16 protein-coding genes and 3 pseudogenes are annotated in these 25,494 nt (G+C 69.1%); 8 read left to right on the top strand and 11 right to left on the bottom strand.

Translation table 11 applies throughout. The features are described 5' to 3' along the window. The first annotated feature begins 186 nt into the window (after positions 1–186). Positions 187–1,546: pseudogene (locus tag A6A27_RS46665) on the top strand (IS1634 family transposase). Between the two features lie 151 nt (positions 1,547–1,697). Here A6A27_RS46665 and A6A27_RS39655 read toward each other — a convergent pair. Then, positions 1,698–2,120, bottom strand: coding sequence for an IS110 family transposase (locus tag A6A27_RS39655; protein WP_073839798.1), 423 nt, complete (start codon positions 2,118–2,120; stop codon positions 1,698–1,700). 2 nt (positions 2,121–2,122) lie between these two features. On the opposite strand from A6A27_RS39655, the gene A6A27_RS46655 reads away from it, so the two are divergent. Further along, positions 2,123–2,461 (top strand): transposase, encoded by a 339-nt coding sequence (locus A6A27_RS46655; RefSeq protein WP_241825684.1) that lies wholly within the window; start codon positions 2,123–2,125, stop codon positions 2,459–2,461. On the opposite strand, the gene A6A27_RS39645 is transcribed toward A6A27_RS46655, so the two are convergent. Continuing rightward, positions 2,400–5,276, bottom strand: coding sequence for a helix-turn-helix transcriptional regulator (locus tag A6A27_RS39645; protein ID WP_241825683.1), 2,877 nt, complete (start codon positions 5,274–5,276; stop codon positions 2,400–2,402). The genes A6A27_RS46655 and A6A27_RS39645 overlap by 62 nt on opposite strands. Before the next feature lie 885 nt (positions 5,277–6,161). Then, positions 6,162–6,944: an alpha/beta fold hydrolase gene (locus tag A6A27_RS39640; protein ID WP_073839797.1), complete on the bottom strand. Its 783-nt coding sequence runs from the start codon at positions 6,942–6,944 to the stop codon at positions 6,162–6,164. 419 nt (positions 6,945–7,363) lie between these two features. Here A6A27_RS39640 and A6A27_RS42660 point away from each other — a divergent pair, with 419 nt between their 5' ends. Both A6A27_RS42660 and A6A27_RS47900 read left to right on the top strand, forming a co-directional pair. After that, complete coding sequence (locus tag A6A27_RS42660; protein ID WP_083673233.1) at positions 7,364–7,699, top strand: DDE-type integrase/transposase/recombinase; 336 nt, start codon at positions 7,364–7,366, stop codon at positions 7,697–7,699. Continuing rightward, on the top strand, positions 7,699–8,043 hold the full coding sequence (locus A6A27_RS47900) for an integrase core domain-containing protein (protein ID WP_083673232.1): 345 nt from the start codon (positions 7,699–7,701) through the stop codon (positions 8,041–8,043). Before A6A27_RS42660 ends, A6A27_RS47900 begins: the two co-directional genes overlap by 1 nt. On the opposite strand, the gene A6A27_RS39630 is transcribed toward A6A27_RS47900, so the two are convergent. After that, on the bottom strand, positions 7,998–8,477 hold the full coding sequence (locus A6A27_RS39630; protein ID WP_073839796.1) for an META domain-containing protein: 480 nt from the start codon (positions 8,475–8,477) through the stop codon (positions 7,998–8,000). The genes A6A27_RS47900 and A6A27_RS39630 overlap by 46 nt on opposite strands. A 126-nt stretch (positions 8,478–8,603) precedes the next feature. Between A6A27_RS39630 and A6A27_RS46650 the strand changes: the two are divergent. Then, a pseudogene (locus A6A27_RS46650) lies at positions 8,604–8,735 on the top strand (IS5/IS1182 family transposase); the annotation flags it as partial. Positions 8,736–9,074: 339 nt separating this feature from the next. Then, positions 9,075–9,497: a hypothetical protein gene (locus tag A6A27_RS39615; RefSeq protein ID WP_143194424.1), complete on the top strand. Its 423-nt coding sequence runs from the start codon at positions 9,075–9,077 to the stop codon at positions 9,495–9,497. 469 nt (positions 9,498–9,966) lie between these two features. Here A6A27_RS39615 and A6A27_RS39610 read toward each other — a convergent pair whose 3' ends face one another. The 4 genes from A6A27_RS39610 to A6A27_RS39590 all read right to left on the bottom strand — a co-directional run bounded on the left by A6A27_RS39610 (position 9,967) and on the right by A6A27_RS39590 (position 12,997). Beyond that, positions 9,967–10,212, bottom strand: a complete 246-nt coding sequence (locus A6A27_RS39610; protein WP_073839794.1) for a DUF2630 family protein — start codon at positions 10,210–10,212, stop codon at positions 9,967–9,969. A 100-nt stretch (positions 10,213–10,312) separates the two neighbouring features. Continuing rightward, on the bottom strand, positions 10,313–11,158 hold the full coding sequence (locus tag A6A27_RS39605; RefSeq protein WP_073839793.1) for an SDR family NAD(P)-dependent oxidoreductase: 846 nt from the start codon (positions 11,156–11,158) through the stop codon (positions 10,313–10,315). A 161-nt stretch (positions 11,159–11,319) separates the two neighbouring features. Continuing rightward, entirely contained in the window at positions 11,320–11,622 is a 303-nt protein-coding gene (locus A6A27_RS39600; RefSeq protein ID WP_073839792.1) for a hypothetical protein, read from the bottom strand. 544 nt (positions 11,623–12,166) lie between these two features. Next, on the bottom strand, positions 12,167–12,997 hold the full coding sequence (locus tag A6A27_RS39590) for an alpha/beta fold hydrolase (protein ID WP_073839791.1): 831 nt from the start codon (positions 12,995–12,997) through the stop codon (positions 12,167–12,169). A gap of 772 nt (positions 12,998–13,769) precedes the next feature. Here A6A27_RS39590 and A6A27_RS39585 point away from each other — a divergent pair. Then, complete coding sequence (locus A6A27_RS39585; protein WP_073839799.1) at positions 13,770–16,583, top strand: helix-turn-helix transcriptional regulator; 2,814 nt, start codon at positions 13,770–13,772, stop codon at positions 16,581–16,583. Here A6A27_RS39585 and A6A27_RS39580 read toward each other — a convergent pair. The 3 genes and pseudogenes from A6A27_RS39580 to A6A27_RS39570 form a co-directional block, all read right to left on the bottom strand. Continuing rightward, on the bottom strand, positions 16,580–17,053 hold the full coding sequence (locus tag A6A27_RS39580) for a transposase domain-containing protein (protein WP_073839790.1): 474 nt from the start codon (positions 17,051–17,053) through the stop codon (positions 16,580–16,582). The two genes, A6A27_RS39585 and A6A27_RS39580, sit on opposite strands and share 4 nt — an antisense overlap. 124 nt (positions 17,054–17,177) lie before the next feature. Beyond that, positions 17,178–18,895: pseudogene (locus A6A27_RS39575) on the bottom strand (ISAzo13 family transposase). Positions 18,896–19,072: 177 nt separating this feature from the next. Beyond that, positions 19,073–21,922 (bottom strand): ATP-binding protein, encoded by a 2,850-nt coding sequence (locus A6A27_RS39570; protein WP_083673230.1) that lies wholly within the window; start codon positions 21,920–21,922, stop codon positions 19,073–19,075. Positions 21,923–22,397: 475 nt separating this feature from the next. Between A6A27_RS39570 and A6A27_RS47025 the strand changes: the two genes are divergently transcribed. Next, positions 22,398–25,202, top strand: a complete 2,805-nt coding sequence (locus A6A27_RS47025; RefSeq protein ID WP_198940651.1) for an AfsR/SARP family transcriptional regulator — start codon at positions 22,398–22,400, stop codon at positions 25,200–25,202. The last annotated feature ends 292 nt before the right edge of the window (positions 25,203–25,494 follow it).

The following is a 25,494-nucleotide window of genomic DNA, read 5'->3' as shown; positions in this document are numbered from 1 at the left end:
TACGCGGCGACCAGGGCGGTGATCTGCTTTTCCCCGAGTTCGACAGTTGGTGGGCATGCGGGGCGTGTCAGTGGTGGAGCCGCGCAGGTGAGAGGCCCGGCGTCCGTCTGATGCCACCGGAACGCGTGGGCAAACGAATCTTCGTGGATCTTGCCTTGGCCTGGGCTGTTGACTGATGATGCGGGCATGTACTTGCGGAAGATCCAACGGCGGAACAAGGACGGGTCGGTGGTGCGTTACCTCCAGCTCGCCCACAACCGCTGCAAGGACGGCACGACCCAGGCGGAGGTGCTGGTCAATTTCGGCCGCGAGGACCGCCTCGACGTCGACGGCCTGCGGCGGCTGGTCGCCTCGATCAACCGCTACCTCGGCGACGAGGAAGACGCCGCCGCTTTGGGGTCTGAGGAGGTCGGGCCGCTGACCGTGGAAGCGTCCCGGCCGATCGGGGCGAGCTGGCTGCTGGACGGGCTGTGGAGACTGCTGGGCATCGACGCTGCCTTGACGTCCCGCATCGGCGGGCGTCGGTTCCGTACCGATGTCGAGCGTACGATCTTCGCGCTGGCCGCTAACCGGGCCATCGCCCCGTCCTCCAAGCTTGCCGCCGCCGAGTGGGCCAGCCAGGATCAGGTGATCCCCGGCCTGGATGCGCTCACCGAACAGCACGCCTACCGAGCTATGGACCTTCTCGTCGCCGCCGACACCCAGGCAGCCGTGCAGGAAGCGGTGTTCTTCTCCGCCGCCCACCTGCTCAACTGCGAAGTCGACCTGGTCTTCTTCGGCACCACCTGCACCTACTTCGAACGTGACACCGCGGACGACCCGGACGGCGAGGGCTCCAGCCTGCGCCAGTACGGCACTCCAAGGACCACCGCCGGGACCCGCCGCAGATCGTCATCGGACTGGCCGTCACCTGCGAGGGCATCCCGGTGCGCTGGCGCGGATCAAGGCAGCCCGGGCCGCGGACGCGAAGAAGGCGCAGGCCAAGGCCGCCACGAGCGGCAAGCGCACCACCACCGTCTCGGACGCACCCCACCGCAAGGCCGAGTGCGCCCTGCGGGACCACCCCACTCTCGGCCGGTGGCTCAAGCAGCACCCCACCACCGGACGGCTGTCCATCAACGCTGCCAAGGTCACCGCCGAGGCCCGCCTGGACGGCAAATACCTCCTCGCCACCAGCGACCCTGACCTATCCGCCGAGGACGTCGCGCTGGGCTACAAGAACCTACTCGAAGCCGAACACGCTTTCCGCACGATGAAGTCGACCTTGGACCTGCGGCCCGTCTACCACCGCCTCGATGAGCGGATACACGCCCACGTGCTGCTGTGCTGGCTCGCCCTGCTGCTGATCCGCGTCGCTGAACGCCGCACCGAGCAGACCTGGCCCAAGATCGCCACCGAACTCGGCCGGATCCATCAGGTTACCCTCACCGGCCCGGCCGGCAGCCTCCAGCAGACCACCCGCATCACCGACACCCAGGCCAAACTCTTCACCAACTGCGGGGTCCCACTCCCGCCAAAGATGAGCGGGCTGAAGACCCCCGAATAACCCCTGAACTGGGCAAACACCCTCCGGAGCCGTGGGCAAACGGCCCCGGAGCCCCTTCACGCCCATCACCGCAGGTCAACCCGCAAATTCGCCGCGGCCGTATGCCCACCAACTGTCGAACTCGGGTTTTCCAGGTCGCGGATTTCGGTGCTCAGGTGCGCGATGCGCCGGGCGAGCAGTCGCAACGTGTAGACGGCGGCGGTGGTCGCGGTGGTGGGCGTGGTCGCCGCGAACGCGACGCAGCGCCACGGTTCTTGTAGCCCAGCCCGGCCAGCGACTCACGCAGTTCGGGATCAGTGGACACCAGTATTGATTTGAGTTGGTTGATGTCCTGGGTGCGGGACTTGATGGCGGATGCCTTGGCCAGCTTGAACATCCGGGCCTTCTCCACCGGTCCGTCGCCGGCCTTGGCTATGGTGGCCGGGCCGCCGAGCACCGCGCGGGCGGCAGCCTCGGCGTCCACGGCGTCGGTCTTGCCTCGCCGGCGGCGGGTGGCCTTGTCCGGGCTGCTGACCTCGGTGACCTTGACACCTTCAGTGCGCAGATAGCGCGCCAGGGCCTTGCCGACATCCACCGTTGCCGGCCGCCGACGGCGGATACGGGGAGAACAGCCAGTTCCGTAGCGCGCCGGACAAGCGTGGGATCGGCTACATCATGCAGGTCAAAGATGACGCGCTCGCTCACAAACCAGACGTGCGGCCAGTCGAACGCGTGTGGTCCGGGCGAGGCCCCCGACCCGCACCGACCCTGCCCGCGAGATCAGACATCGGCTCCATCGTGAGTGGCCGTGGGGCGACCCACGGCCGATCAGGACAACGTCAGGATTCCTCAGTTCAACGCGAACTAGGGGAAATCAACCGATCCCTGATATGGCCGCTGCCAAGGGGATGTCGTCAAGCTGCTTGCGTGAGGTGATACCCCGCTTGGCGAAGACCTTCCGAAGGTGCCACTCGACAGTGCGGGGGCTGACGTACATGCGGTTGCCGATCTCCTTGTTCGTCAGGCCGGTGCGGGCCAGGCTCGCGACCTGCTCTTCCTGGGGCGTGAGCTGGTCGTAGGTTTCGACTATCCGTCGGCGGATGGTCTCGCCGGTGGCCAGCAGTTCGCGCGCCGCGCGATCGGCGAACGCCGCCAAGCCCATCGCCGCGAACATCTCGTGGGCCGTACGCAGCTGCTCACGCGCTTCGACCCGGCGTCGCTCGCTGCGCAACCATTCCCCGTACAGAAGGTGGGAGCGGGCGAACTCTGGCCGGAGTCGGGTACGGCCGAGCCGGTCGATCGCCTCACGGTAGAGGCTTTCGGCGTCCTCGCCCTGGCTAAGCAGCGCCCGCGAGCGGGCCTCGATCCCGAGAGCCCAGTCGGTCGGGCTCGCCTGAGTGGTCTGCACGAGCTGATCGAGCGCCCAGGCGGCGAGTGCGCGGTCACCGCTGCGAACGGCTGCCTCGACCAACTCGGCCAGGGCCCAATGTGCCACGGACCCTGGCGGGTCCACGCTCGCGCGTTGTGCGGCGGCACGGGCTTCCCCGTGGCGGCCAAGGCCGTTGTAGAGCACTGCGCTCGCCCAGTCGCAGACCGTCAGCCCGGCTCCCTCACCCCGGGCCGCCGCCTGGCAAGCGGCGGCAAGCACCAGCTGGTCGACCTCGGCTTGTCGTCCCTGCCAAGCTGCGACCATCACGGCGCCATAGTTCGTGATCTGGGACCCAGTTGCCGCGATGATCATACGCACGTCCTCGCTGAGCGACGCCGCCTCGGCGAGTTCACCTTCGAGGAGATGCACGGTGATGCGCGAGCTCAGCGCCAGGGGCAGCACGGAGAGCGCCGCGGTGTGACGGGCCAAATCAACGTGGCGCTCGGCGAGCACATGACAGGACTGGTCGTCCCAGAGGGCCGCGGCGGTCGTAAAGACCAGCCGCAGCCAGCGGAGCTCTTCCGCTGGGGAGATGCCGTGGCTGGAGAAGGCGCGTAGGGCCCGGCACACGGTGGGCGTCGCAGTGCGTGCATCCTCCGTGAAATGCAGCACCAAGCTGTCGAGCAGGAGGTCGGCAGCACGGCCGGCGACCGGCGGGGGCGGCGCCGCACCAGCGGCCGCCACAACCTCCAGGAGGCTGGCGCCCTCGGCCAGGCGGCCGGCGAACATCCCCGCAGACAACGCTTGCAGATACGCCTCGCGCGCTGCTCCCGGGTCCAGCCGCTCGAGTTGCCTGGCAGCCCGGAGCAGCATCGGCGCAGCGAGGCTGCCACGATCCGTGGTGAACGCGATCTCGGCACGCAGCAGGTCCACGTGGGCGAGCCGCAGTTCGTCCGGCGGCCCAGCCTGAGCTAACGCCAGCAGCGCCAGAGCGTGCTCAGGTGCCCCGGCCAGGTGCGTGGACTGTGCAGCGGCCAACGCACGCTCCGCCCGACGCCCGGAGTCTTGCGTAAGCGTGGCCGACCGCTCCAGGAAGGCGGCGGCTGCGGCCAGGCCGCCACGCGCCCGCGCACGGTCGGCCAAGCCCTCCAGTTCCGCGGCGATTTCCTCGTCGGGCCCCATGGTGGCATGCGCGCGGTGCCAGGCACGCCGATCCGGATCGGCTTCGACATCGGTCGCCTCCGCCAGGGCCCGATGAACCCTGCAGCGTTCCTCGGGCGAGGCTGCCCAGTACACCGCCGAACGCACCGACGGATGCCGGAACCGCACCCGAGCGCCGAAGTCGACCATGCCGTTCACTGCGGCGACAGTCACCGGGCCAAATCCGTCCCCGAGCCGCTCCGCCGCACGCCATAGCAGCGCCGGGTCGCCGAGCGGCTCCGCGGCCGCCAGCAGTAACAGCTGTCGCCCCGCCACGGGCATGCGCTCCAACCGGAGCTGGACATGGTCCTCGATACGGCCCGAAAGCGTCTGGGTGGTTGGCGGCCCGAACCCGCCCGCCAGTTCGGCCCGGCTCAACTCCCGCGGCAGCTCCAGCAAGGCCCGCGGGTTGCCACCGGCCTCGCCGATGATCCGGTCGCCTACCTGTTCATCTAGCCGGCCGGGGATCACAGACCTTAGGAGCGACCGTGCATCTCGCTCGCCCAGTCCGGCGACGTCCATCGCCGGCAGGCCCGACAGCGCATGCACATCGCTGGAGTCGCGTACCGCGAACACAAACGCCACCGACTCCGCAAGCAGTCGACGCGCGACGAAGGCGAGCACCTGCGCCGACGCCGGGTCCAGCCACTGAACATCATCGATCACGCCCACGAGCGGCCGATTTTCCGCCGCCGCAGCGACCAGGCTGAGGGTGGCCACACCGACAAGGAAACCGCCCGGGGCCGGCCCGGCGCATAGCCGGAACGCCGTGCCGAGGGCGTCGCGCTGCGGTTCTGGCAGGGTGTCCAGCAGGTCCAACATCGGCGCACAAAGCCGATGCACCGCCGCGAACGGAAGCTCCATCTCCGACTGCACACCCGCAGCGGACACCACGCGGCACCCAGCAGCCCGGTCGATCAGATGCTGTAGCAACGCCGACTTGCCCACCCCCGCCGCACCACGCACCACCAGCGAACGGCTCTCACCAGCGCGAACCGCCTCCAGCACCCCGTCGAGCGCCGCACACTCCGCCTGTCGGCCCAGCAGAGTCTCTGACCGGCGCAGATGTATCTCCTCGTCGCGGCCGCGCAGCGGCAGCCACCCGACCCCTGTCATCGGCGCCACCGCCGATCCGCCACGGCCGGAGGGACCGGCAAAGTCTGCCACAACGCCCAGCCTCATCCGTCTCCCCTTTCAAACGCATAAACAGGCAGTAAAACGTGGGTTGGGAGCACGACGGTGTGCGAGCCCACAGCAGGCGGCGCCAGCCCGCCGTGCGGGACTTGGCGCCGAGGGGCGACCGGGCACCACAGGCGGCGCCGCCTGTGGCAATTCGGGGCGGCATGCCGGCGGCGAACACCGCCGGGAGACGCCCCGGCGAGGTCCACCAGCTCTCACCGAGGTCGAAGGAGTACACCGCGAGGTAGACGAGGCCGACTGCGTGGTCGACCGGGCCGCCTGCTTTGACGATTGCGCCCTGCACCAGGCCGAGCGGTGGCTGCTGTCATGTCAGCTCCTCTGCGAACCGGGGCGGGACTGGCTGCTGTGACTGTATGCCGGACGCTGTGCCGGAACAGTGCGCAGAAAGTGCGGACCAACGCCATCGACGGCAGAGGCCGGCCAGAAGCGAGCGTGTAATCTCGGGCAGACCCATAGATCGAGCAGCATAAGCCTGCCGTCCCGAGTGTTTCGGCGCAACGGCCCGCGGACGCTGTGCTCAACGATGTTGTGACAGGAAGCGCACCAGGCCTCGCGGCTGGTGATGGTCTTGATGGGCATGGTTCTCCAACGACGCTACCGTCAGGGCGCCGGTACGTGGACCGGATCCACCGGCGCCCCGGCTTGAGGACACGGATCGAACGCGTTTGCCCTGAAGGATGACCAGGGGCACCACGCGGTGAAAAAGGGCGAGGAGTAGGAGCAGCGGCTCTGCCCGGCCCGCCGGCGGCAGCCTGGGCGAAGCCGCGACTGCGCCAGCGGGGGGGGAATTACCTGGTCAGGCCAACCCGGCGTGCCGGCCGAGCCAGGCCAGCACGTGGTCGGCGATTTAACGCCAACCGCGGTCGATCACCAGTGAGCGCCCCCAGCCGGCAACCGCTCTAGCTTGGTGACAGCCTCGCTGTGCTGGTACTGGCAGAAGCTGAAGAGGGTCCCCACGTCGAGCACCGTGTGCCCCAGCGGAGACCAGGAGGCGCGGACTACAGGCACCGACCGGACGTGCGCGGCCGCAGCCGCCGCGGCTTCGCGGGACGGCAGGTCATTGGCGAAAGAGCTGACCAACAGGGCCTGCTTGATGCACGGGTCAGCGTCGCCCGCCGGCGCGTCCGGGTAGAGCACCAGGACAGACACCCCCTCGGTGGGCGCGGCCAACGCACGCCGAGCCCGGCTGGGCAGGGCGAGCTGGACGACCGTACCGCCAGCCTCCGCGAACGCGTCGACGTAGGCCTGCGACCTGGCGTTCGGGTTGCCGGTCCCCGCCGCGGTGATCACCGCACCCCCGTACGGGTGTCCCACCAGCACCACCGGACCGCCGACCGTACAGAGGAACGAGCGAACATACTCGGCGTCGCTCGACAGCCCGCGCAGCGGGCTTGGCAGCACGTCAACAGTGTGTCCGCTGCGCTGCTGGCGCTCGGTAACACCATCCCAGCTGCCGCTGTCGGCCCAGGCCGCGTATACCAGCACGCTGGGCGGCTTGCCGCCGACGGTATCCGTCGCCGACGCGGCCGACTCGCTGTACGCAAGAGCCGACCACCCTGCCGCAGCGATCATCAACAGTGCCGCGCTGACGGCGAGGGCGGTAATACGGGCCCGCGAGATCCGGGGGCGACGTCGGTGTCGAGCCTTCATGGCAACTCCAAGATCGGTCTGTGTTGAAAGCGGGGGAAACGCCGGAGGCATCCCGCCGCCATCACCCGCCGCACAGCCAATCCCGTCGCGTCCGGGGGCACATCACGTGATCACGTGAGGTGAGGGCCGAGCACCTACTCGCCGACCCGACCGCCCACTACCACGACCTCGGCCCAAACCACTACGACAAGCGCATCAATACCAACCGCAAGGTCACCAGGCTCGTCCGAGAACTGGAACTATTCGGCCACTCCGTCACCTGCAACCAGCCGCCTGACAACACCACCAACATCACACCGGACCGGCCCCCACCAGCCCGGCGATGCCCCCTGCACAAGACCGCCCTGGTCAGGCTCATCTTCCGGTCAGACGCTCACCCAAATCTGCGATGCGTAACGAGGCGGCACTGACAGCCATCTGTGAGTGTCGTCCACCACGTCGACTGGGTCGCGGACTTCACGCACGTCGCCACCTGGTCCGGCGTCGTCTACGTCGCGTTCGTCGTCGACGTCTACTCCCGGGCGGTCGTGGGCTGGTCCGCGGCGACGAACAAACGCACCCCGCTGGTCCTGACCGCCCCTGGACATGGGACTGTCGCGCCGCGACCGCGCCGGGCGGCCCGTCGGTGCGGGCCTGGTACATCACAGCGATGCGGGCAGTCAGCCCAGTACACGTCGTTCCGGCTCACCACCCACCTGCTCGAAGCCGGTATCGACGCCTCCATCGGCAGCGTCGGTGACTCGACAACGCGCTGATGGAATCCACCATCGGCCTCTACACGACCGAGCTGATCAAACCCCGCCGGCCGTGGCGCACCCAGGCCCGAGTCGAACTGGCCACCGCCGAGTGGATCGGCTGGTACAACAACCAGCGCCTGCACTCAGCCATCGGGCACGTCCCACCCACCGAATACGAATCGATGTTCTACGCTCAACCCCAGCCCCGGCGAGGCGGTTGGAGCCAACAGCTGAGGTCTCCACAGAACCCCGGGGCGGTTCACTCCCCGTACATCAACCCCACTCTCCGCGCTCGTGGCGCCTGTAGGGGACAAGCTCAGAAGTTGGCTTGCCTGCCACCTCGCTGCGCCGTAAGCGTGTAGCTGCCTACCGTGACCGTCAATGTGCTGCCGTTGACATTGGCCAGCGCACGTACCTCATTGTCGAATGCCGAGATCGCGGAAACCGACAGCAGGACGACCGGGTCACGGCCCGCATACCCAACCAGCGTCTGGCCCAGGTCGCTGGTCGTGAAGCCGCCGCGCGTCACCTGGTAGTTCCCGCTGTGGTAGTTGACGGGCTCGTTGGCGCCGAAGTGCCCGTCCGGGGTGAACTGCAGGTAGACCGAGTACTCCCCGGGAACTGGGGTTGTCTTCCCACCATGGCTGATCGACACTACAGCCCACTTGTACCCGGCGAACCCGGCTGTGCTTGCGGGCTGGCCAGCCGGTGAGGAGCATGCCACGAGCACGGCGGCGAGCAGGACCTCTGTCACAACGACGAACGCCGCGCGGCGACGGGCGCGATTGAGTCTCATGGCGCTTGGACGACCAGGCATCCGCAGCGGTTCCAGCGACGGTGGGTCCGTGAGGAGCGGGATCGGTGACCCTAGTGACAACTTCGGTGCACAGATGGTTACGACCATCACGCTCAGCCCGGGCCGAAGCAAGCAAACACCTTGCTCAAGGCCACATTCAAAGCACTTCGACGGATCAGCCTGTCACCCGGCGTCATCGGCAAGATCGTCGCCGCCGCCCTCGTCCTGCTGCACGTCGAACACAACCGCACGACATGATCATCGGGGGCCTGACCCCTGATCCCGGACACGGGGTTATGCGGCCGGCCAGCGTAGCCGGTGTGGGCCGGGTGTTCCTCTCGTAAGTGATCCGGTGATTACTGTCCGAGCCGGGAGTGGCGTCGGACGGTGTAGGGGTGCAGCCAGCGGAACGCGGCGAGTCGGGTTTGGCGTTCGCCGGTGAAGGCATGGCGGGATTGAACGGTTCGGCCGTTCCGTACGTTATCCGATCTTGGGTGCTCGGGCGAGACCGCTTGACCGTTTCGGCGGCTATCTAGCCGTGATCTGGGGGCCAGCCCCTGTCATCGACGCCAGCCTGGGCACTTAGGCGGCGGATCCATGGAGAAAGGAAACGAGATGGGTATCAGAGCTACCCTCAAGAAGGCGGCTATCGGTGTTGCTGCGACGGCAACGCTCACCGTCGGGACGGTCGTCGCCACGACCGGTCCCGCTGCTGCGGCGATGGGACAGGGCCGGGTACAGCTCTGTTCACAGGGCAACTACCAGTCCTACCTCAAGTTCACCGGCGGCGGCCTGGCCCTCCAGACGACCGTGGTTCCGCCAGGAACCTGCAACAAGTGGGACATCCCAGTGGGCGCCTCCGGGATTGAGGTGCGGGGCGTGTTCAACACCTCCGGGAGCACGTTCTGGATCGGTAGCTTCGAGGCCTCTGCCTCGAGCAACCCGGGCTTCAAGGTCTACACCCTCGGCACGACGGCCAATGGGGGCAAAGATGCGTGGTGGTACGTGACGCGGTCCTGATCCGTTCCGTGGCATCGCGACACGTATCCGGTTGCTGCCCAAGAAACGTGTCCAGGCGGTCGCCGGAGGTCGGTGACCCATGACGCGGCAAGCCGGATAGTGCTGATGCTGCGGTGGAACGAATGCGACGCTGCCACCGAGGGCGGCCTGACATTCACGCGCCGGGCGGGCCGCCCCCAGTGGGGGCGGCCCGCCCGATGCTGCGCACACGAGGGTCGTCGTTCAGGCGGCTCGCGGGGCCGGCGTGGGTCGGCTCGTGCACTGCAGCTCGGTACACGCCTTCGACCTCAACGCAGCTGCCGCGGCCTACTGACAGTTGGGGAAGTGGTCACGGGCTTTGACCCCCGCGTGTAGCGGGCGTTGAGAGACTTGGTCGCATTCGTCGAGCAGATGGCCTTGCGGATCGTGTAGATCCTCGGCGGCGCTCCGGAACGCCTGACGCCAGCGGATGCAACCTCGGCTTCACCAGTCACTGCAGGTAGTTTTCGACCTGGCTGGCGGGCCTGACGTGTGCCTCGTCGGGGTTCTGCCCGACCTGCAGGCGGGCCCGCCGCTGACGCAGGAGATCCCAGCACTGGTCGAGCGCGACTTCGAGCTGCTGTAGGCGCTCGCGCTCGTCGACGGTCGACAACGTGCGGCGAAGGTGCTGTTCGCGCAGCTCATGTTCTTCGGCAACGAGATGGCCGATGCGGGCCAGGACTTCCTTGTCATCCATTGGTCTCTCCGATCGTTTAGCGCGGAAGGTATCTCTTCGGCGTCGAGCGCCTGTTGCTGAGCTGCAGCGCCGGCCGAAGGTCGCCGGGGCTGGTGGCGGGTCAGATGGGGCGACCGTTCGGGTGGAAGCCGTTCACGTGGCTCGGCGGGTCGGGCGCGATGCTGAGCGACGTGGGGCGCCAGGCATCGAGCTCCTCGGCGTCCAAGTCGAGGCGACCTTCCAGGCTTGCCACGGCGTCCGCGCCAAGCCGCAGGCGGGCGGGTGGATCGGTGGCGGAAGCGAGGTCCACAATGACCGACGCCACTTTGCCCGGATCCCCCAGCATGCGCTTGCCCGTAGTTGGCACCACGTCCTCAGGGGAGGTCGGGTAGTCGTCAAGAGTGCGGCGGGAGGCGGTGGCCGGGGCATCGCCGGCGAGTCGCCCCGGCTCGATCGTCGTGACGAGGATGCCTAGCGGGAGTAGCTCCTCGCGGAGCGCGTCACCGACTGCACCTAGGGCCGACGCGCCAGCCGCGGACAGGCCCCAGCCGGGTTGAGCCGTGATGCTGGCGGCTGAGCTGATGGTCAGTACACGCCCGCTGCGCTGACGACGCATGACGGGCAACACGGCGCGCGCGACGTTGAGGAGACCGAGCACATTGATCTCGAACACGCGCATGGCCTCGGCGGTGGAGGTCTCCTCTACCGCGCCGTGCAATCGGTGGTGGACGCTGTTGACCAGCACGTCGATGCGCCCGAACCGGCTCATCGCATGGTTCGCGGCCCGTTTCACGCTGCCCTCGTCGAGGATGTTGAGCGGCACGGACAGCACTTGGCCGACGTCTCGGGGCAGTCCGGTGGCTGCGTCCGCACCTCCGGCGATCACCCGGTTGCCGCGTTGCAGGGACTGGGTGGCGATGAGCTTGCCAAGTCCCTGCGCCGCGTCGGTCACGAACCAGACAGCCATTGCCTGCCTTCTTCATTGGCCGAAATCATCAAGGAAGCGCCGCAGTGGCGTTGCTGGCGCGGGTGTTGCACCGGTTGCGTGCCGTGATCCCCCCGGGCCTTCGGCTGGGCAGGATCCCGGGACGTGGTTCACCGGGTGGTGTGTGACGCCGCCTCGATGACCTAGGTGATCGCACCGGGGCGGAAGATCAGCGTCGTGTGCGAGCCGCTGATGTCGATGCGGGACTCGGCGCGCGGGGCCATGGAGCGCTGCGCTTGCAGCGCGGTCGCGTGGTCGTCGCGCGAAACGACCGTCGAGGACGACAGCTTCCTCCATGACGGCACCCTAGGGTCGTCCTCCCACGTGTCGTATGTGACAACGATGGCCGGCTTGGCGGTCGTCGCGGCGGCGGCCTCGGCCGGCAGCCAGCTCAGCGCGGCCGGCAGCGCGGCCGCGAGCACGGCGGGTAATGCCAACTTGGACATGGCTCTTCCTTTGGTCAGAGTGGGTCAGCGTTGGGCCTGGATCATCCTATTACTGCTTCTCGAACACGGCGGCCGCCGCGATGAGCACATCCTGCGATACCGGGTCGGCGTCCGCGGTGGCGGCCAGGCCGGCGCGCAGCCTGGTTGACTACGGCGGCTAGGACGTCGCAGGAGATCTCGACGACGTCGTGGTCCTCGAACGGTGTCGGCGGGATGTTCGGCAGGCGGTCGGAGGCGGCCACGACGGCTGGGCGGCCGTCGGGGCCACGGCGACGGCACGATCGGCGATCACGTCGGACTGGTCGCGGACGGCTTCGGCGAGTCCGTCGAGCTGGCGGTGCAGGCTGTGGAAGCGCGGCCCAATGATGGTCCAGTGCGCCTGCTTGGTCAGCATGCTTGGAGCGATCAGGTCGGTGAGGCCTGCTGGAGCGCCTCAGCCGCAATCTTGCGTGCGCCGTCGTCCACCCGGGCTGGTAATGGTCATCGCATATCTCCATTTGAGAGCAGGCTCGGGTGGGCTGTCCCCGTCCGAACGGGGCCGCCGTCACTGGATGAAGTCGAGTAGGGCCTCGTTGACCTGGTCGGCGTGCGTCCAGCCGATGGCGTGGGGGCCGCCCTTGACGACCACGTACCGTATGTCCTTGATCAGCCCGTCGAGGCGGGCGCCGGTGGCGGCGATGGGCAGGATGCGGTCCTGGTCGCCCTGGATGACGAGCGTGGGCACGTCGAACTTCGGCAGATCGGCCCGGAAGTCGGTCGTCCAGGTCGAGACGCAGGCCAGGGTCGCCGTGGCAGATGCGTCCGCAGCGATTTGGAAGCTGGCCTGCCAGGCCGGGTCGCTGATCCGGGAGCTGCCCAGGATATCGACGTTGTAGAAATCGTCCAGGAACGCTCTGAGGTAGGCGAAGCGGTCAGCGGTGATCGCCTGCTTGATGCCGTCGAAGACAGCAGCGTCCACGCCTTCGGGGTTGTCGTCCGTCTTGAGCAGGTAGGGCTGCAGCGGCGCCATCAGCACCGCCTGGCTGACCCGACCCGAACCGTATGTGCCCAGGTATCGGGTCACCTCGCCGCTGCCCATGGAAAAGCCGGCCAGCACCGTGTCGCGCAGGTCCAGGCCCTCCATCAGCGCGTTCAGGTCGGCGGCAAAGGTGTCGTAGTCGTAACCGATGACGGGCTGGCTGGACCGGCCGAAACCCCGCCGGTCGTAGGTGACGACTTGGTACCCGGCTGCCAGCAACGCGCGCTCCTGCTTCTCCCAGGAGTGGCCGTTGAGCGGGTAGCCGTGGATCAGGACAACGGGGCGGCCCGTCCCGTGGCTTTCGTAGTAGATCTCGATGGGGGCTCCGTTCTCCTCCCCCACTCTGATATACGGCATGTCAGGTTCCTTCTCTTCGGCTGTCGCGTACCGACCCACCATCGCAATCAGCGAATGCGCCGACATCACACAAATGTGTGAGCAGCTGGAGATGCGCTCATGGCTCCAGCTGCGGCTGGGCCGGGTGATGGTGCTGCGTAGAGAGCCCGGCGTGGCAAGTCGTCGTGCTCGATCAATTCGACTCCGGGCAGTGGCAGGAGGCCGAGACCACCGGCAACGCGGTCTGGAGCTGACCGCGCGGCACGGGCTGGAGCTGTTCGGCGGCGCAGCGGAGGCGAGGCGCTGACGGCTCAGGAGCGTGAGATTGTTGAGCTGACCGCGACGAGCTCAGCAACAAGGTGATCGACGCACGCCTCTTCCTGGCGCCGCACCGTCAGCTCCCACCGCTGCAGAAACTTCCCCAAGCTGGGCGTCGCCTCCCGCACCTCCCTTCGGGACGCACTGGACGCGCGGGAGAACGACAGTCATTTGACGGTATCGGCGGCGATGACGGCGGGGGACCCTAGGGCACTGCTTTAAGGAGGAAGTTGTGCCCGGCACTCCCGCCCTTGTCGCCCACAGTTCGTGGCTGGGCGTCAGCACCTGGCAGCCCTGGATGGACCAGTTCGCGACCCGCCACAACCCGCTCGCGCCCGGCGGGCCGGGTGAGCCCGCGGCCGTCGCCGAGGCTCGCGCAAACCCACAGGCGGTGGCCGGAATCGGCATCGACGCCGTGCCCGAACACTACGCCCCGCGAAACAGGCGGACCACATCGCGCGGAAGTGGAGGGCCGATGATCATGCACGACACCGGCACCTCCCGAATCGTCCCCTTACGTGGCCGAGATGCCGAACTCGCCGCCCTCACTGAGCAACTGGCCACGCTCGCTAGCGGAACTGGCGGCGCAGTGTTGATCCAGGGCGTGCCCGGTATCGGCAAAAGCCGCCTGCTGGCCGAGGCACACCGCCGCGCTGAGGCCGCCGGGCTGCGCGTCCTGAACGGTAGCGGTGACCCGGAGGCTCGGATCATCCCGTTCGGATCGCTGCTGGACCTGTTCCTATCCACCGCAGGCTCCGCACTGCCGGCTTTCACCACCGACGACAACGCCCCGACCGCGTCTCGCGGCTACTGGCTGCTCCAGGACATCCAGGAACACCTCGAACGCGCCGCCCTGTCCGCTCCGCTCGTCATCGTCCTGGATGACCTGCAGTGGTGCGACGAGTCGACGTTGCTGGCACTCAGAACCCTGCCCGCACGGCTGTCGAGCTACCCCATCCTCTGGTTGCTGGCCGCGCGCACCGGCCCGTCGAGCCCGGCGGCGCGGGCAACCGTCGCCGCGCTCAACGATCACCTGCTGGTCCTCGCACCGCTGTCCGGCGACGCGGTGGCCGCCATGAGCCGCGACCTGCTCGGCAGCGCTCCCGACGCGGACTTACTGCGGCTGGTAAGTAAGGCCGAGGGGCGGCCCCTGCTGCTCGCCGAGTTGCTCGAGGGCCTGCGCGACGAAGGCCGCATCGAGATCGCCGACGACGTGGCTCGCCTGACCGGCACAGGCCTTCCGCGGCGGTTCCACTCCTCCATCCGGCACCGCCTGGACCAGGTGTCACCGCTTGCCAGACAGATCGCCGATGTCGCCGCCGCGCTCGGCCGCGTCATCTCGGTGGACCAGGTCGCCGAACTCGTTGCGCAACCGCCCGCCGCCCTACTGAAGCCGCTGGACGAGCTGCTCTCCGCGGACCTGCTCGCCGAAACCGACGGCCGCCTGACTTTCCGCCACGACCTGGTGCGTGAGGCCGTCCAGGCCACGCTGTCCCCGTCTCTGCGCCTGGCGCTACGCCGCCAGGCGGTGCAGCAGCGGCTGCGCCACGGCGCCTCGGTCGTGCAGGTCGCCGCCGAGCTGGCCGAGACCGCCGAGCCCGGCGATCAGCACGCCGTCTCCATGCTCCGGCAGGCAAGCCGCGAGCTGGCGGCCACCAGCCCCTCGGCAGCCGCCGCGATGAGCCGCCGCGCAATCGAACTGGCCTCAGCCGATCCGCTACAGCAGGCGGCCATCATCGCCGAGTCGCTGCCGCGGTTCAGCCAGGCCGGGCTGGCGGCCGAGGCTGCCGCTCTGGCCGACACCGCGCTGCGTCAGCGGCTGCCCGCCGAGATCGAGGCGCAGGTCAGCCTGGGCTTGGCGCTCGCCGCCAACCAGCATTCCTTCCCGGACGCGGCCCGGGCCGCCCGTGCCGGGGCCGCCCTGCCGGGCTTACCCGAGCAGGTGCGGGCCCAACTGCTGGCCATGCTCGCGTTCAACCTCATTCTCATCGACGCCGACGAGGCGGAGGAGGCTGAGCGCCTGCTGCCGGAGGCGCTACGCGTCGCGGAACGCGCCGGTGACGCTCCGGCCACCGCGACCCTGCTCACCGTCGCCTCGCTGCTGGCCTACTACCGTTTCGACGTCCCACAGGCACTGGATCTCGCTGAGCGGGCCGCCCACGCCGTGGATGATGTGCCCCATAGCGCCGCGTTGTGGACGCCGGGCATCTGGCAATCCGTCTTGCTCAGCATGATCGGTTGCGTGGACGACGCTCTCGCCGAGGCCGCTGCCGGAGTACGCAGCGCGCAGCACTCCGGACAGGCCGCACTGCTGCGCATGTGGGGTATGGTCCGCTGCCGCATATACCTCGATACCGGACGACTCGCCGACGCCCGCGCCGAAGCGGAGGCCGTCCTGGCGATGGCCGACGAACTCGGCCCAGGCAACTTCGACGACGTCACCGCGCGCTACGTGCTCGGCCGTGTCGCCCTGCACACCGGCGACGAGACCGGCCTGACCCAGGCGCGTGAGGTCGCCGGGGTCATGATGGGCGCCGAGGCGGGAGAGATCCGCCGCGCGGGTGCCTGGCTGGCCGCGCAGGCCGCAGCGGCCACGGGCGATCACGCAGGAATGGCCGCGCTCACCGCGAAGGCCGAGCAGACCTACTTCCGTCCCACCCCCGTCCTACCTTTCCCGCCCGACCCAGCCGACGAGCCCGCGCTCGTGCGGATGGTTCTGCAAGCCGGGCTCGTCGAACGGGCCGCGCGAGCCGCCGAGTTCGCCGAAATCCGTTACCGCCGTAACCCGGACATCCCCGTCTTCGGCGCCGCGGCCGCGCACGCCCGCGGGCTGCTGGACGGCGATCCTGGCCTGCTCGGCGAGGCGGCCCGCCGCTATGCCGAGGCCTCCCGCCCGCTGGCCCGCGCCGCCGCACTAGAGGACGCCGGCGCGGCACTTCGCGAGCGGTCCTCGCTGGACGAGGCGCTGGCACTGTACGAAGAGGCGGGCGCGGCACGGGACGCCGAACGGGTGGTTGCCCTGCTCAAGAGCATGGGCGCGCGTCGCCTGCGCCCCTCAGCCGGCAGACCCGCCAGCGGCTGGGACAGCCTGACCGCCTCCGAACTCCAGGTCGTCCGGTTGGTGGCTGGTGGCATCACCAACCGCCAGGTGGCCGACCGGCTGTTCCTGTCTCCGCACACCGTCAGCACCCACCTGCGGCACGCCTTCACGAAGCTGGGCATCAATTCGCGTGTCGCACTCACCCGCCTCGTACTCACCCGCGACCAGGATGGCGACGACGAGGACTAACCGCAATGCCGCTCAGTTGGGGGCCTGGGTCTTCTGTCAACCGGGCTGTCCGGCACGAACATCGTGGTGCCGTCGATCGCGCACAGCAGCAGACCCCGCCACCGGGCCGCGCCGGCGGGCGGACCCGCGAGGAGCCGGAACAACACCTGCAGGGGTTTCACGCCGACCCGGCGGCGGGCCTGTGCCAGGGCCGAGGAGGTCGGCATGGCCATCGGCAGCCCGTTCAGACCGGCGATCAGTCGAGTCCACACCTGCCGGTAGCTCAACTCGGCGAACAGACCCGCCGCGAGCAGCAGATACACCACTACCTGAGACAGCAGATTCCGCACCCGCGACTGCACCGCTCCGGTCTCAGCCAGCACGGCATCGATCATCTCCAACGGCATTTGCTGGGTCAACTCACCCAGATGACCCGGCGGGAACCTGCCTGCGGCCAGCATGATCGTGTGGGTGATGGCAGACTGTTCCAACGGCGGGGCTTCCGGGTTCAGAAGCTGTCTTTGAGTGACAGACCTCTATACCGAGACCCCGCCGTCCTCGTCTGCCGCCACGCCGCTTGACACCAGCCACATCGGGCTAAGGGCGTGAAGAGGATCAACACGCGCTTTTGATCTCTGTGGTGATGTCGAGTCCGGCTGTGGCGGTGTGGTCGGCGAGGTCGGCAAGGGTGGTGAGACGGACGTCGGCGGGTGCGATGGTGTGCCGGATCTGGACCAGGAGTTGGCGGGTTTGGCGGATGGCGTTGTTGATGGTCATGCGGGAGACGCCGAACAGGTCACCGATCACGGGCTGTGGCATGCCGAGCCGCTGGTCAAGCATGGTGGCCAGGAGCCGGTCTGCGAGGGTGAGGCGGGGGCGGCGTCCGCCGCCTGCGGGTAGTCGTCGGGCGTCGCCGCGTCGGTTGTGCAGGTCGGCTTCGCGTTGGGCTTCGCGGGGGACGGCCAGCCGGGTGAGCAGGTCGTTCCATGCGGGGGTGGGCATCCCGGTCACGACGGGGTGAACAAGGCGGGATAGGTCACGGCGGTCGGGACGATGCGCTGATGATGGCGGGTCCTCGGCACCCGGTTGGGCGGGTTGCGGGCGCAGGGTGTAGTTCCAGTCGCCGTGCCAGTCATGGCGGGCGATGGGCAGGGCGGCCATCTGCGTGTCGCTGACCGTCTCCCCTTTGGGGTACTGGCCGGTGTCGAGTTCGGCGTGGACGCGAAGACCGGTGCGGGTGGTGGTTGCCGCGATCGTGTTGACGATGACTTCGTGGCTGGTCAGTGGCCTGCCGCGCCAGTTCATGGAGATGTGGCTGAACAGGCGGTGCTCGATGGTGTTCCACTTGGAGGTGCCTGGTAGGTGCCTGGTAGGTGCCTGGTAGGTGCCTGGTGGGAAGTGGCACACGGTGACCTCAAGCCCGGTTTCGGCGGCGAAGGCTGACAGTTCGCTCTTCCAAGCGCGGGTGCGGTAGCTGTTGGAGCCGCCCGCGTCGGCGGTGATCAGCAGCCTGCCCGCCTGCGGGTAGACGGCGGCCGCGTGGGCGTTCCACCAGCGGCGCAACGCGGCGACGGCGAACGCGGCGGTGTCGTGGTCGGTGCCGACGCTGACCCAGCCGGTGTTCGCCGCGACGTCGTAGATGCCGTACGGGATGGCCTTGCCCAACTCGGCGTCCGGGAAGTCGTGGGTGCGGACCTGGACCGGCTGGCCCTGCGGCTGCCACTCCCGGCCCTTGTTGTGGTACGGCCCGACCAGTTCCTTCTTCTTCGTGTCGACGCTGACCCCGGGTCACCGGCGGCCTGGTGCTGTTTGACCTGCTCGTTGATGTAGCGAAACTGGGCATCCCGGTCCGGGTGCTGGCTGCCCTCGATGGTCTTGGCGTTGCCCTGCAGGCTGAAGCCCTCCGCCCGCAGCAGGTCGGCCACCGTGTCGGCCGAAATCCGCCAACCCTGGGCCCGCAGTTCGTCGGCCAGCTTGCGGGTGGACTTGGTCGTCCACCGCAGCGGCGACATCGGGTCACCGCGCATGTCCGGCTCCACCAGGGCCAGCAACGCCGGCCGCAGGCGCGTATCAAGCTCGACCAGACGTTTACGGCCCCCGCCCGCTCGACGCGTGCGACCCAACGGCTCCTCGCCAGCCTCCAGATCAGACACGCCGCGGGACACCGTACTCTCCGCGACCCCAGCCGCCCGAGCCACGAGCCTGATCCCACCGTGACCAAGCATTCGGGCCTCGGCCCCCATCAGCAGACGCCGCTGCCGCTCATCCAGATGCGGAAACAACACCTGAAACTTCACGGCCAGCACGTCCTGCACCCCATCCACGACGCCCATACCACATCACAGGCCACCAAGACGCGAATCCGCCACTTATTTCTCTGCACGCCCTAACTAAGCGGCATTGGGACTAACCGACCCAGCTCGCGGTGGCGATCCGGCGGCAGGAGTCGGTGCACCTCGACGCGATCGCCGGCTACATGTGCGGCTTCCTCTGCAGGGCGCTGGCCCCGATCACCCGTCCTGTTCGAGGACCAACCGGGCCAGCTCCACCCGAGATTTGATCTCCAGCTTGGTGTAGGCGTGCCGCAGGTGAGTGCTGATGGTGTGCGGGGACAGGAAGAGCCGCTCCGCGACCTGCCGGTTGGTCGCGCCCTGCGCGACCAACCGGACCACCTGCAGCTCCGAGCCGGTCAAACCCTGCCAGCCGCGGAGCGTGCCGCCGCAGGCGCGGCCGCGCCGCCGCACCCCGACCTCGCGCAGTCGGCTGCGTACCCGCGCAGCGTCGCGGACCGCGCCCGCCTGCTCGTATAAGCCGAGCGCCGCCTCCAGCCGCGCGGCTGCGTCCATCGCGCGAGAGGCGACGAGGGCACGGCCGGCGTCCTCCAGAGCCGAAGCGTGGACCAGCGGTCGGGGGAAACCGGCCAGCAGGTCGACGGCCCGCACCAGCAGCCCGATGTCGCCGTCCAACAGTCCGCGGGCGTGCGCCGCGACCCCGGCCAGAAACGGAAACCCGGGGTTCAGCCTGGCCCGCCGCTCGGCCGCCAGCACAGCGCGCTCCGCCCGCTCACGGTCGCCTGCGCGCAGCGCCACGCGGGCGAAGACCACCTCGTCGGCCGGATCCAGCGGCATACCCAGCGACGGGTCCGGCAAATCGAAGGTCTCCGCCGCTTCCTCGGTCAACTCCAGTACGCGAGCGAAATCGCCTTCGCTGTCGGCTGCAAGAGCCGCCATCCATGCACCCGCCCGGCGGATGACCGGTGCCTCGTCCCGCATCATGCGCTCACCGTCGGTGGTGCACCGCCGGATGCCGTCGCGGTCCCCGGTATGGATGGCGATGCGGCCGAGCACGTACAGGGCAGTGACTTCGGCGAAGTTCCGCGCACCGAGGTCGTCCACCATGGCCAGTACACCGTCGGCCTCGGCGCGGGCGTCGGCCAGACGGCCGGCGTCAAGCAGCACCCGCGTGCGGTTCATCGACCAGAAGCACAACCCTGCGGCTTGGCCGTGCTGCTGCGCGGCCCTCAGCCCCGCGTCGGCCTCCTTCAGCGCCAGCTCCGTCCTACCCGCCGCGTTGTGCAAAAAGGCCGTCCAGCAGGCCTCGGGCACCCACAGCGAGCCGACGGCCCCTTCGTCGGTGGCCAGCCGAACCGCGTCGTCCTGCAGCCTGAAGGCACGCTCCCAGTCCATCATGTAGAAGGCAACCGTCGAGCCGACAGCGACGGCGGTCGCCCGCGCCATGCGATCGCCGGCCACCTCGGCGGCCTCCAGCGCCAGCTCGGTGACGCGCGCGGTCTCGGCGATGTCGCCAACCATCGCCAGGCAGAGCGCCTGAACCGCGAACAGCTGCGCCCGCAGAGCCGGCGGCAGGCCCGGCAGTTCCAACGCAGTGCGGCACTGCCGCACTGCCTCGATGAAGGAGTACTGGCTGGACAGCCGCGCCAGGCTGAGTCTGACGGCGCCTTCGGCCTCCGGCTCCAGCAGTCCGGCCAGGGTGCTGTCCGCCAGCGCTCGTGCCTCCACGTCCCGGCCGTCGAGCCAGAGCAGCATGATGGTCTCGGCGATCAGTGTCCCGTTGTCCGGATCGTCGGCCGGGGCCAACTCCATTGCCCGCTGGCTCAGCTCAACGGCTGTAGATGGCGAGGTCGGCGCGAAGTCAGCCGCCGCGCGGCGCAGCAGTGCAACGGCGTGGCGGTCGCCGGGCTCCGCGGTCGCGGCCAGGTCGGACGCTACCTCCATGGCCGCGGCACCGTGCTGCAGCCGCACTTCCACGGCGTGCCTGCGCAGGCTGCGGGCCAGCGCGGCCGGCACCGCGCCCCGCACGGCCTCGCGGATCAGGTCGTGGCGGAAGACGAGCTGCCCGTCCCGCTCGGCCAGCAGGTCGGCCTCGGTCGCTTCGCGTAGCGGGGCGATCAGCTCGACAGGCGGCTGCCCGGTCAGCTCCGCCAGGATCTCCACGTCGACGGTTCGGCTGAGTACCGCAGCTATCTGGACCAGGTCGCGGGCCTGCGGCGAGAGAGGATCCAAGCGCCTGCGAACGGAGGAGTGGAAGCGGGTCGGGATGCGGTCGTCGATCAGGCAGGCCACGCCGGCCTGATCAACGACCGCGCCCTCCTCGCGCAGCCCGCGCAGCAGCTCCACCAGTAGCAGCGGACGCCCGTCGGCGCGACGCGCCAGCGTAAGCAGCGCGGGCTCGGCCACCGCTCCCAGCACGTCCTGGGCCAGGCGCTCGACGGCGTCGCCGGACAGCGGCCGCAGCCGCAGCCGCAGCTCGATGTCAGGCGACCAGCGCTGGGTAAGGCTCCGCTCGCGGGAGGCGAGCAGCCACAAGATCGGCTGGTCGCCCAGGCGGAGGGGCAGCGTACGCAGCGCGGTGAGCGTGGCGGTGTCGCACCAGTGCACGTCGTCCATCGCGATCACCAGCGGGCCTGCCGTGGCGACCTGTTCAAGCTGGTTCTGCAGCTCCTGCAGAAGCCAGAAACGCTGATCCGGGGAGTCGGTGAGCCGCTGGAGCAGCGAACGGTTCAGCAGGGGGCCGGGCCCCGCCAGCAACGCATCCCACAGCGGTGCGAAGGGCACTGCGTGGCCGTCTGGCGTCCCGGCGCCGAGGCGGGCGCGTATCCCGCCCCGCCGGGCCAGACCCAGGGCCTCGGCGAGCAGTCGGGATTTGCCGGAGCCTGGAGCTCCCTCGATGAGCACCGTCCCGCCGCGCCCCTGGGTCAGGGCGTGCAGTTGGTCGCGGATCAGTCGCATCTCCTCGTCGCGGCCACGCAGCGGCAGCCACCCGCCCCCTGTTATCGGCGCCACCGACGATCCGCCATGGCCGGAGGGACCGGTGGAGTCTGCCACAACGGCCAGGCTCATCCGTCTCCCCTTTCCAAATGCATAAACAGGCAGTAGAACGTGGGTTGGGAGCACGACGGTGTGCGAGCCCACGGCAGGCGGTGCCAGCCCGCCGTGCGGGACTTAGCACCGAGGGCGACCGGGCGCCACAGGCGGCGGCGCCGCGGCAGTCCGGGGCGGCATCCCGGCGGCGAACACCGCCGGGAGACGCCCTGGCGAGGTCCGCCAGCTCTCACCGACGTCGAAGGAGTACACCGCGATGTAGACGAGGCCAATTGCGTTGTTGACCGGGCCGCCTGCTTGGATGAGGGTGCCCTGCACCAGGCCGAGCGGTGGCTGCTGTCACGTCAGCTCCTCTGCGACCGGGGTGGGACTGGGCTGCAGTGACCGTATGCCGGATGCTGTGCGGGAATAGTGCGTAAAAAGTGACGAACGCTGGTCAGCCGCCGGCACGGTACGGCGGGGAGTTCAACCACAGCGGTTAGGGGGTGGGATGGTGGGTACGAACATCCGGTTCGCGATCCTCGGGCCGGTGCGCGCGTGGCGCGACGACACAGAACTGGATCTAGGGCCGCCCAAGCAGCGTGCCATGTTGGCGTTGCTTCTAGCGTACGCGGGGCGGCCGGTGACCGTCGGCGAGATCGTCGACGTGTTGTGGGGCACTGAACCCCCGACCAGCTCGCTCAACATCGTCCACCGGCAGGTGGGGCTGTTGCGACGGCTATTCGAGCCGGACCTACCCACTCGGGCTGCCGGGCGGTGGCTCATCCGCGCCGGCGGTGGCTACCGGCTCGACGCGGACCCGGACAGCGTCGACCTGCTGCACTTCCGCGACCTGGTCAACCGGGCCAGAGCCACCGGTGACGTGCCGCTGTTCACCTCGGCGCTCGCACTGTGGCAGGGTCCGGTTGCGGCCGGAGTCGAGACCGATGTACGTACCCATCCCGCGTTCGCCGCCCTGGATCGGGAGCATCTGGCCACCGTGAAGGAGGTCGCCGACCTCGCCCTGGCCTCCGGGCAGGCGGACCAGGCCCTCACGATGCTTCAGCGCGTCCGCGCCGACCACCCCTTCGATGAAGCCTTGCAGTCCCGGCTGATCCTGGCGCTCGCGGCGGCCGGGCGGCAAGCTGACGCGCTGGAGGCGTACCAGACCGTCCGCACCCGGCTCGCCGACGAGTTGGGCATCGACCCCGGTCCGGAACTGCGTGCCGCCCACGACCGGGTGCTGCGGCCACCCGCCGAGCAAGGAGCGCCAGCGCAGGAAGCCGCACCGGTTCGGCAGCCCGCGATCAGACCTGCGCAGCTGCCCGCCGACCTGTCCACCTTCACCGGCCGACGGTCCGAGATCGCCCAAGTCCTAGCCCTGCACACCGACAGCCCACAGGCGCCGGCAACGGTGGTGATCACCGCGATCGACGGCATGGCCGGCATCGGCAAAACCACCCTCGCCGTGCACTGGGCGCACCAGGTCGCCGACCGCTTCCCAGACGGGCAGCTGTACGTCAACCTGCGCGGCTTCGATCCCGTCGGTACGATGATGAGTCCGGGCGAGGCGATCCGCGGGTTCCTGGACGCGTTCGAGGTGTCACCCCACCGGATCCCGGCCAGCCTCGCCGCCCAGGCGGCCCTCTACCGCAGCTTGCTCGCCGGACGGCGGATGCTGGTCTTGCTCGACAACGCCCGCGACACCGAGCAGGTCCGCCCGCTGCTGCCCGGCTCGCCCGGCTGCCTGGTGATCGTGACAAGCCGCAACCAGCTCACCGGCTTGGTCGCGGGCGAGGGTGCGCACCCGCTGACCCTCGACCTCCTCTCCCCCACCGACGCCCGCGACTTCTTGTCCCGCCGCCTCGGCGCCGCCCGGGTCGCCGCGGAACCGGAGGCGGTCGAGAAGATCATCACCGCCTGCGGCGGGCTGCCCCTGGCCCTGGCCATCGTCGCCGCCCGTGCCGCCGCGCACGCCCGGTTCCCGCTCGCCGCCGTCACCGCCGAGCTACACGACACACGCCGCAGCCTCGACGCCTTCACCGGCGCCGACCCGACCACCGACGTCCGGGCCGTCTTCTCCTGGTCCTACCAGGCGCTCACTGCCCCCGCCGCCCGACTCTTCCGCCGCTTGGCCCTGCACCCCGCCGCGGACATCAGCGTGCCCGCCGCGGCCAGCCTCGACGGCATCCAGCCCTCAGACGTCAGGCCGCTGCTGGCCGAACTCACCCGCGCCCACCTCATTGACCAGCAAACGCCGGGCCGGTACGCCTTCCACGACCTCCTACGGGCGTACGCCGCCGAGCTGGCTCACCACACCGACACCGAGGAGGAGCGCCGAAGCGTCACCCGCCGGCTACTCGACCACTACTTGCATACCACGCATACCGCCAACCGGCTCATGTCCCCTCACCAGCAGCACCCCGCCCTGGACCCAGCCCAACCAGACGTCACGCCAGACACGATTGGCAACGCAGACGAGGCGCTGGCCTGGTTCACCGCCGAACACGCCTCGATCCTCGCCGCCATCGACCTGGCCGCCCGTCACGGATTCGATGAGCACGTCTACCGGCTTGCCACTGCCATCGGCGACTTCCTCAACCAGCGGGGGCACTGGCGTGACTGGGCCGCCACCCAATGCGCCGCGTTGGACGCCGCGGTGCGGCTGGGAGACTGGTCGGCGCAGGCCCATACCCACCGCCTGCTCGGCCTCGCCTACAGCCAGCTCGGCCACAACGAGGACGCACACCACCACCTCACCCTCGCCCTCAACCTCTACCAGGAACTGGACGACCCGATCGGCCAAGCCACCACCCACCGCGGCTTCGCCGCACTAGTACGATCGGACAGTTCAGACAAAGCCCTGCACCATGCCGAACAGGCCCTCGCCCTCTACCGCGCGGGCGACAACCCGGGTGGCGAAGGTAACGCGCTCAACGAGGTCGGCTGGTACAGCGCACTGCTCGGCGACTACCACCGCGCGCTCGATCACTGCGAGCAGGCCCTCGTGATCCTGGAAAAGCTGGGCAACCGGCGCGGTCAGGCCGCCACCTGGGACAGCCTCGGCTACGCCCACCACCACCTCGGCGACCACCACCGCGCCATCGACTGCTACCGCCGCGCCGCCGACCTGCGGCACGCCACCGGCGACCGCCATCCAGAAGCCGAGACACTCAACCGCCTCGCCCACACCTACCTGGCGGTCGGCGACCGTGAATCGGCGCACTCAGCCTGGGAGAAAGCGCTGACCATCCTCACCCAGCTCGACCACCCCGACGCCGACCAGGTTCGCGCCAACCTGGGAGCATTGTCGGGCTGATACACCTTCGGTGTCGCTCCGCCGCCAACCGCTACCAGGCCACCCTGCAATTAAGAAACTTCTATAGCTGTCAAGTGGGCCGGGTGTGTGGCAGCAGGTGGCGGACCGCGGACTTGAAGACGGTGCACATATCGATCGCCACGGCCTGGGGGGGGCTTTACCCCTGATCTTGGACACGGGTTCATGCCGGTGAGAAGGCAGCATAGTTGATGTTGTTCGGGTGGTCCCGTCGCGCCGCGATGATCAGCGTCCCTGATCAGCTTAGTGCTCATTTCCGTTAATTCGTCGGGGG

The organism is Micromonospora sp. CB01531, assembly GCF_001905095.1.
GTDB lineage: Bacteria > Actinomycetota > Actinomycetes > Mycobacteriales > Micromonosporaceae > Micromonospora.
This window is presented reverse-complemented; position numbering and strand designations above follow the sequence as displayed.

What these genes read in the sequence shown, in the direction of transcription:
- A6A27_RS39645 (WP_241825683.1), bottom strand. Translation starts at nt 5,276, where the DNA reads ATGAGGCTGGGCGTTGTGGCAGACTTTGCCGGTCCCTCCGGCCGTGGC.
- A6A27_RS39640 (WP_073839797.1), bottom strand. Translation starts at nt 6,944, where the DNA reads ATGAAGGCTCGACACCGACGTCGCCCCCGGATCTCGCGGGCCCGTATT.
- A6A27_RS47900 (WP_083673232.1), top strand. Translation starts at nt 7,699, where the DNA reads ATGGAATCCACCATCGGCCTCTACACGACCGAGCTGATCAAACCCCGC.
- A6A27_RS39630 (WP_073839796.1), bottom strand. Translation starts at nt 8,477, where the DNA reads ATGAGACTCAATCGCGCCCGTCGCCGCGCGGCGTTCGTCGTTGTGACA.
- A6A27_RS39615 (WP_143194424.1), top strand. Translation starts at nt 9,075, where the DNA reads ATGGAGAAAGGAAACGAGATGGGTATCAGAGCTACCCTCAAGAAGGCG.
- A6A27_RS39610 (WP_073839794.1), bottom strand. Translation starts at nt 10,212, where the DNA reads ATGGATGACAAGGAAGTCCTGGCCCGCATCGGCCATCTCGTTGCCGAA.
- A6A27_RS39605 (WP_073839793.1), bottom strand. Translation starts at nt 11,158, where the DNA reads ATGGCTGTCTGGTTCGTGACCGACGCGGCGCAGGGACTTGGCAAGCTC.
- A6A27_RS39600 (WP_073839792.1), bottom strand. Translation starts at nt 11,622, where the DNA reads ATGTCCAAGTTGGCATTACCCGCCGTGCTCGCGGCCGCGCTGCCGGCC.
- A6A27_RS39590 (WP_073839791.1), bottom strand. Translation starts at nt 12,997, where the DNA reads ATGCCGTATATCAGAGTGGGGGAGGAGAACGGAGCCCCCATCGAGATC.
- A6A27_RS39585 (WP_073839799.1), top strand. Translation starts at nt 13,770, where the DNA reads ATGATCATGCACGACACCGGCACCTCCCGAATCGTCCCCTTACGTGGC.
- A6A27_RS39570 (WP_083673230.1), bottom strand. Translation starts at nt 21,922, where the DNA reads ATGAGCCTGGCCGTTGTGGCAGACTCCACCGGTCCCTCCGGCCATGGC.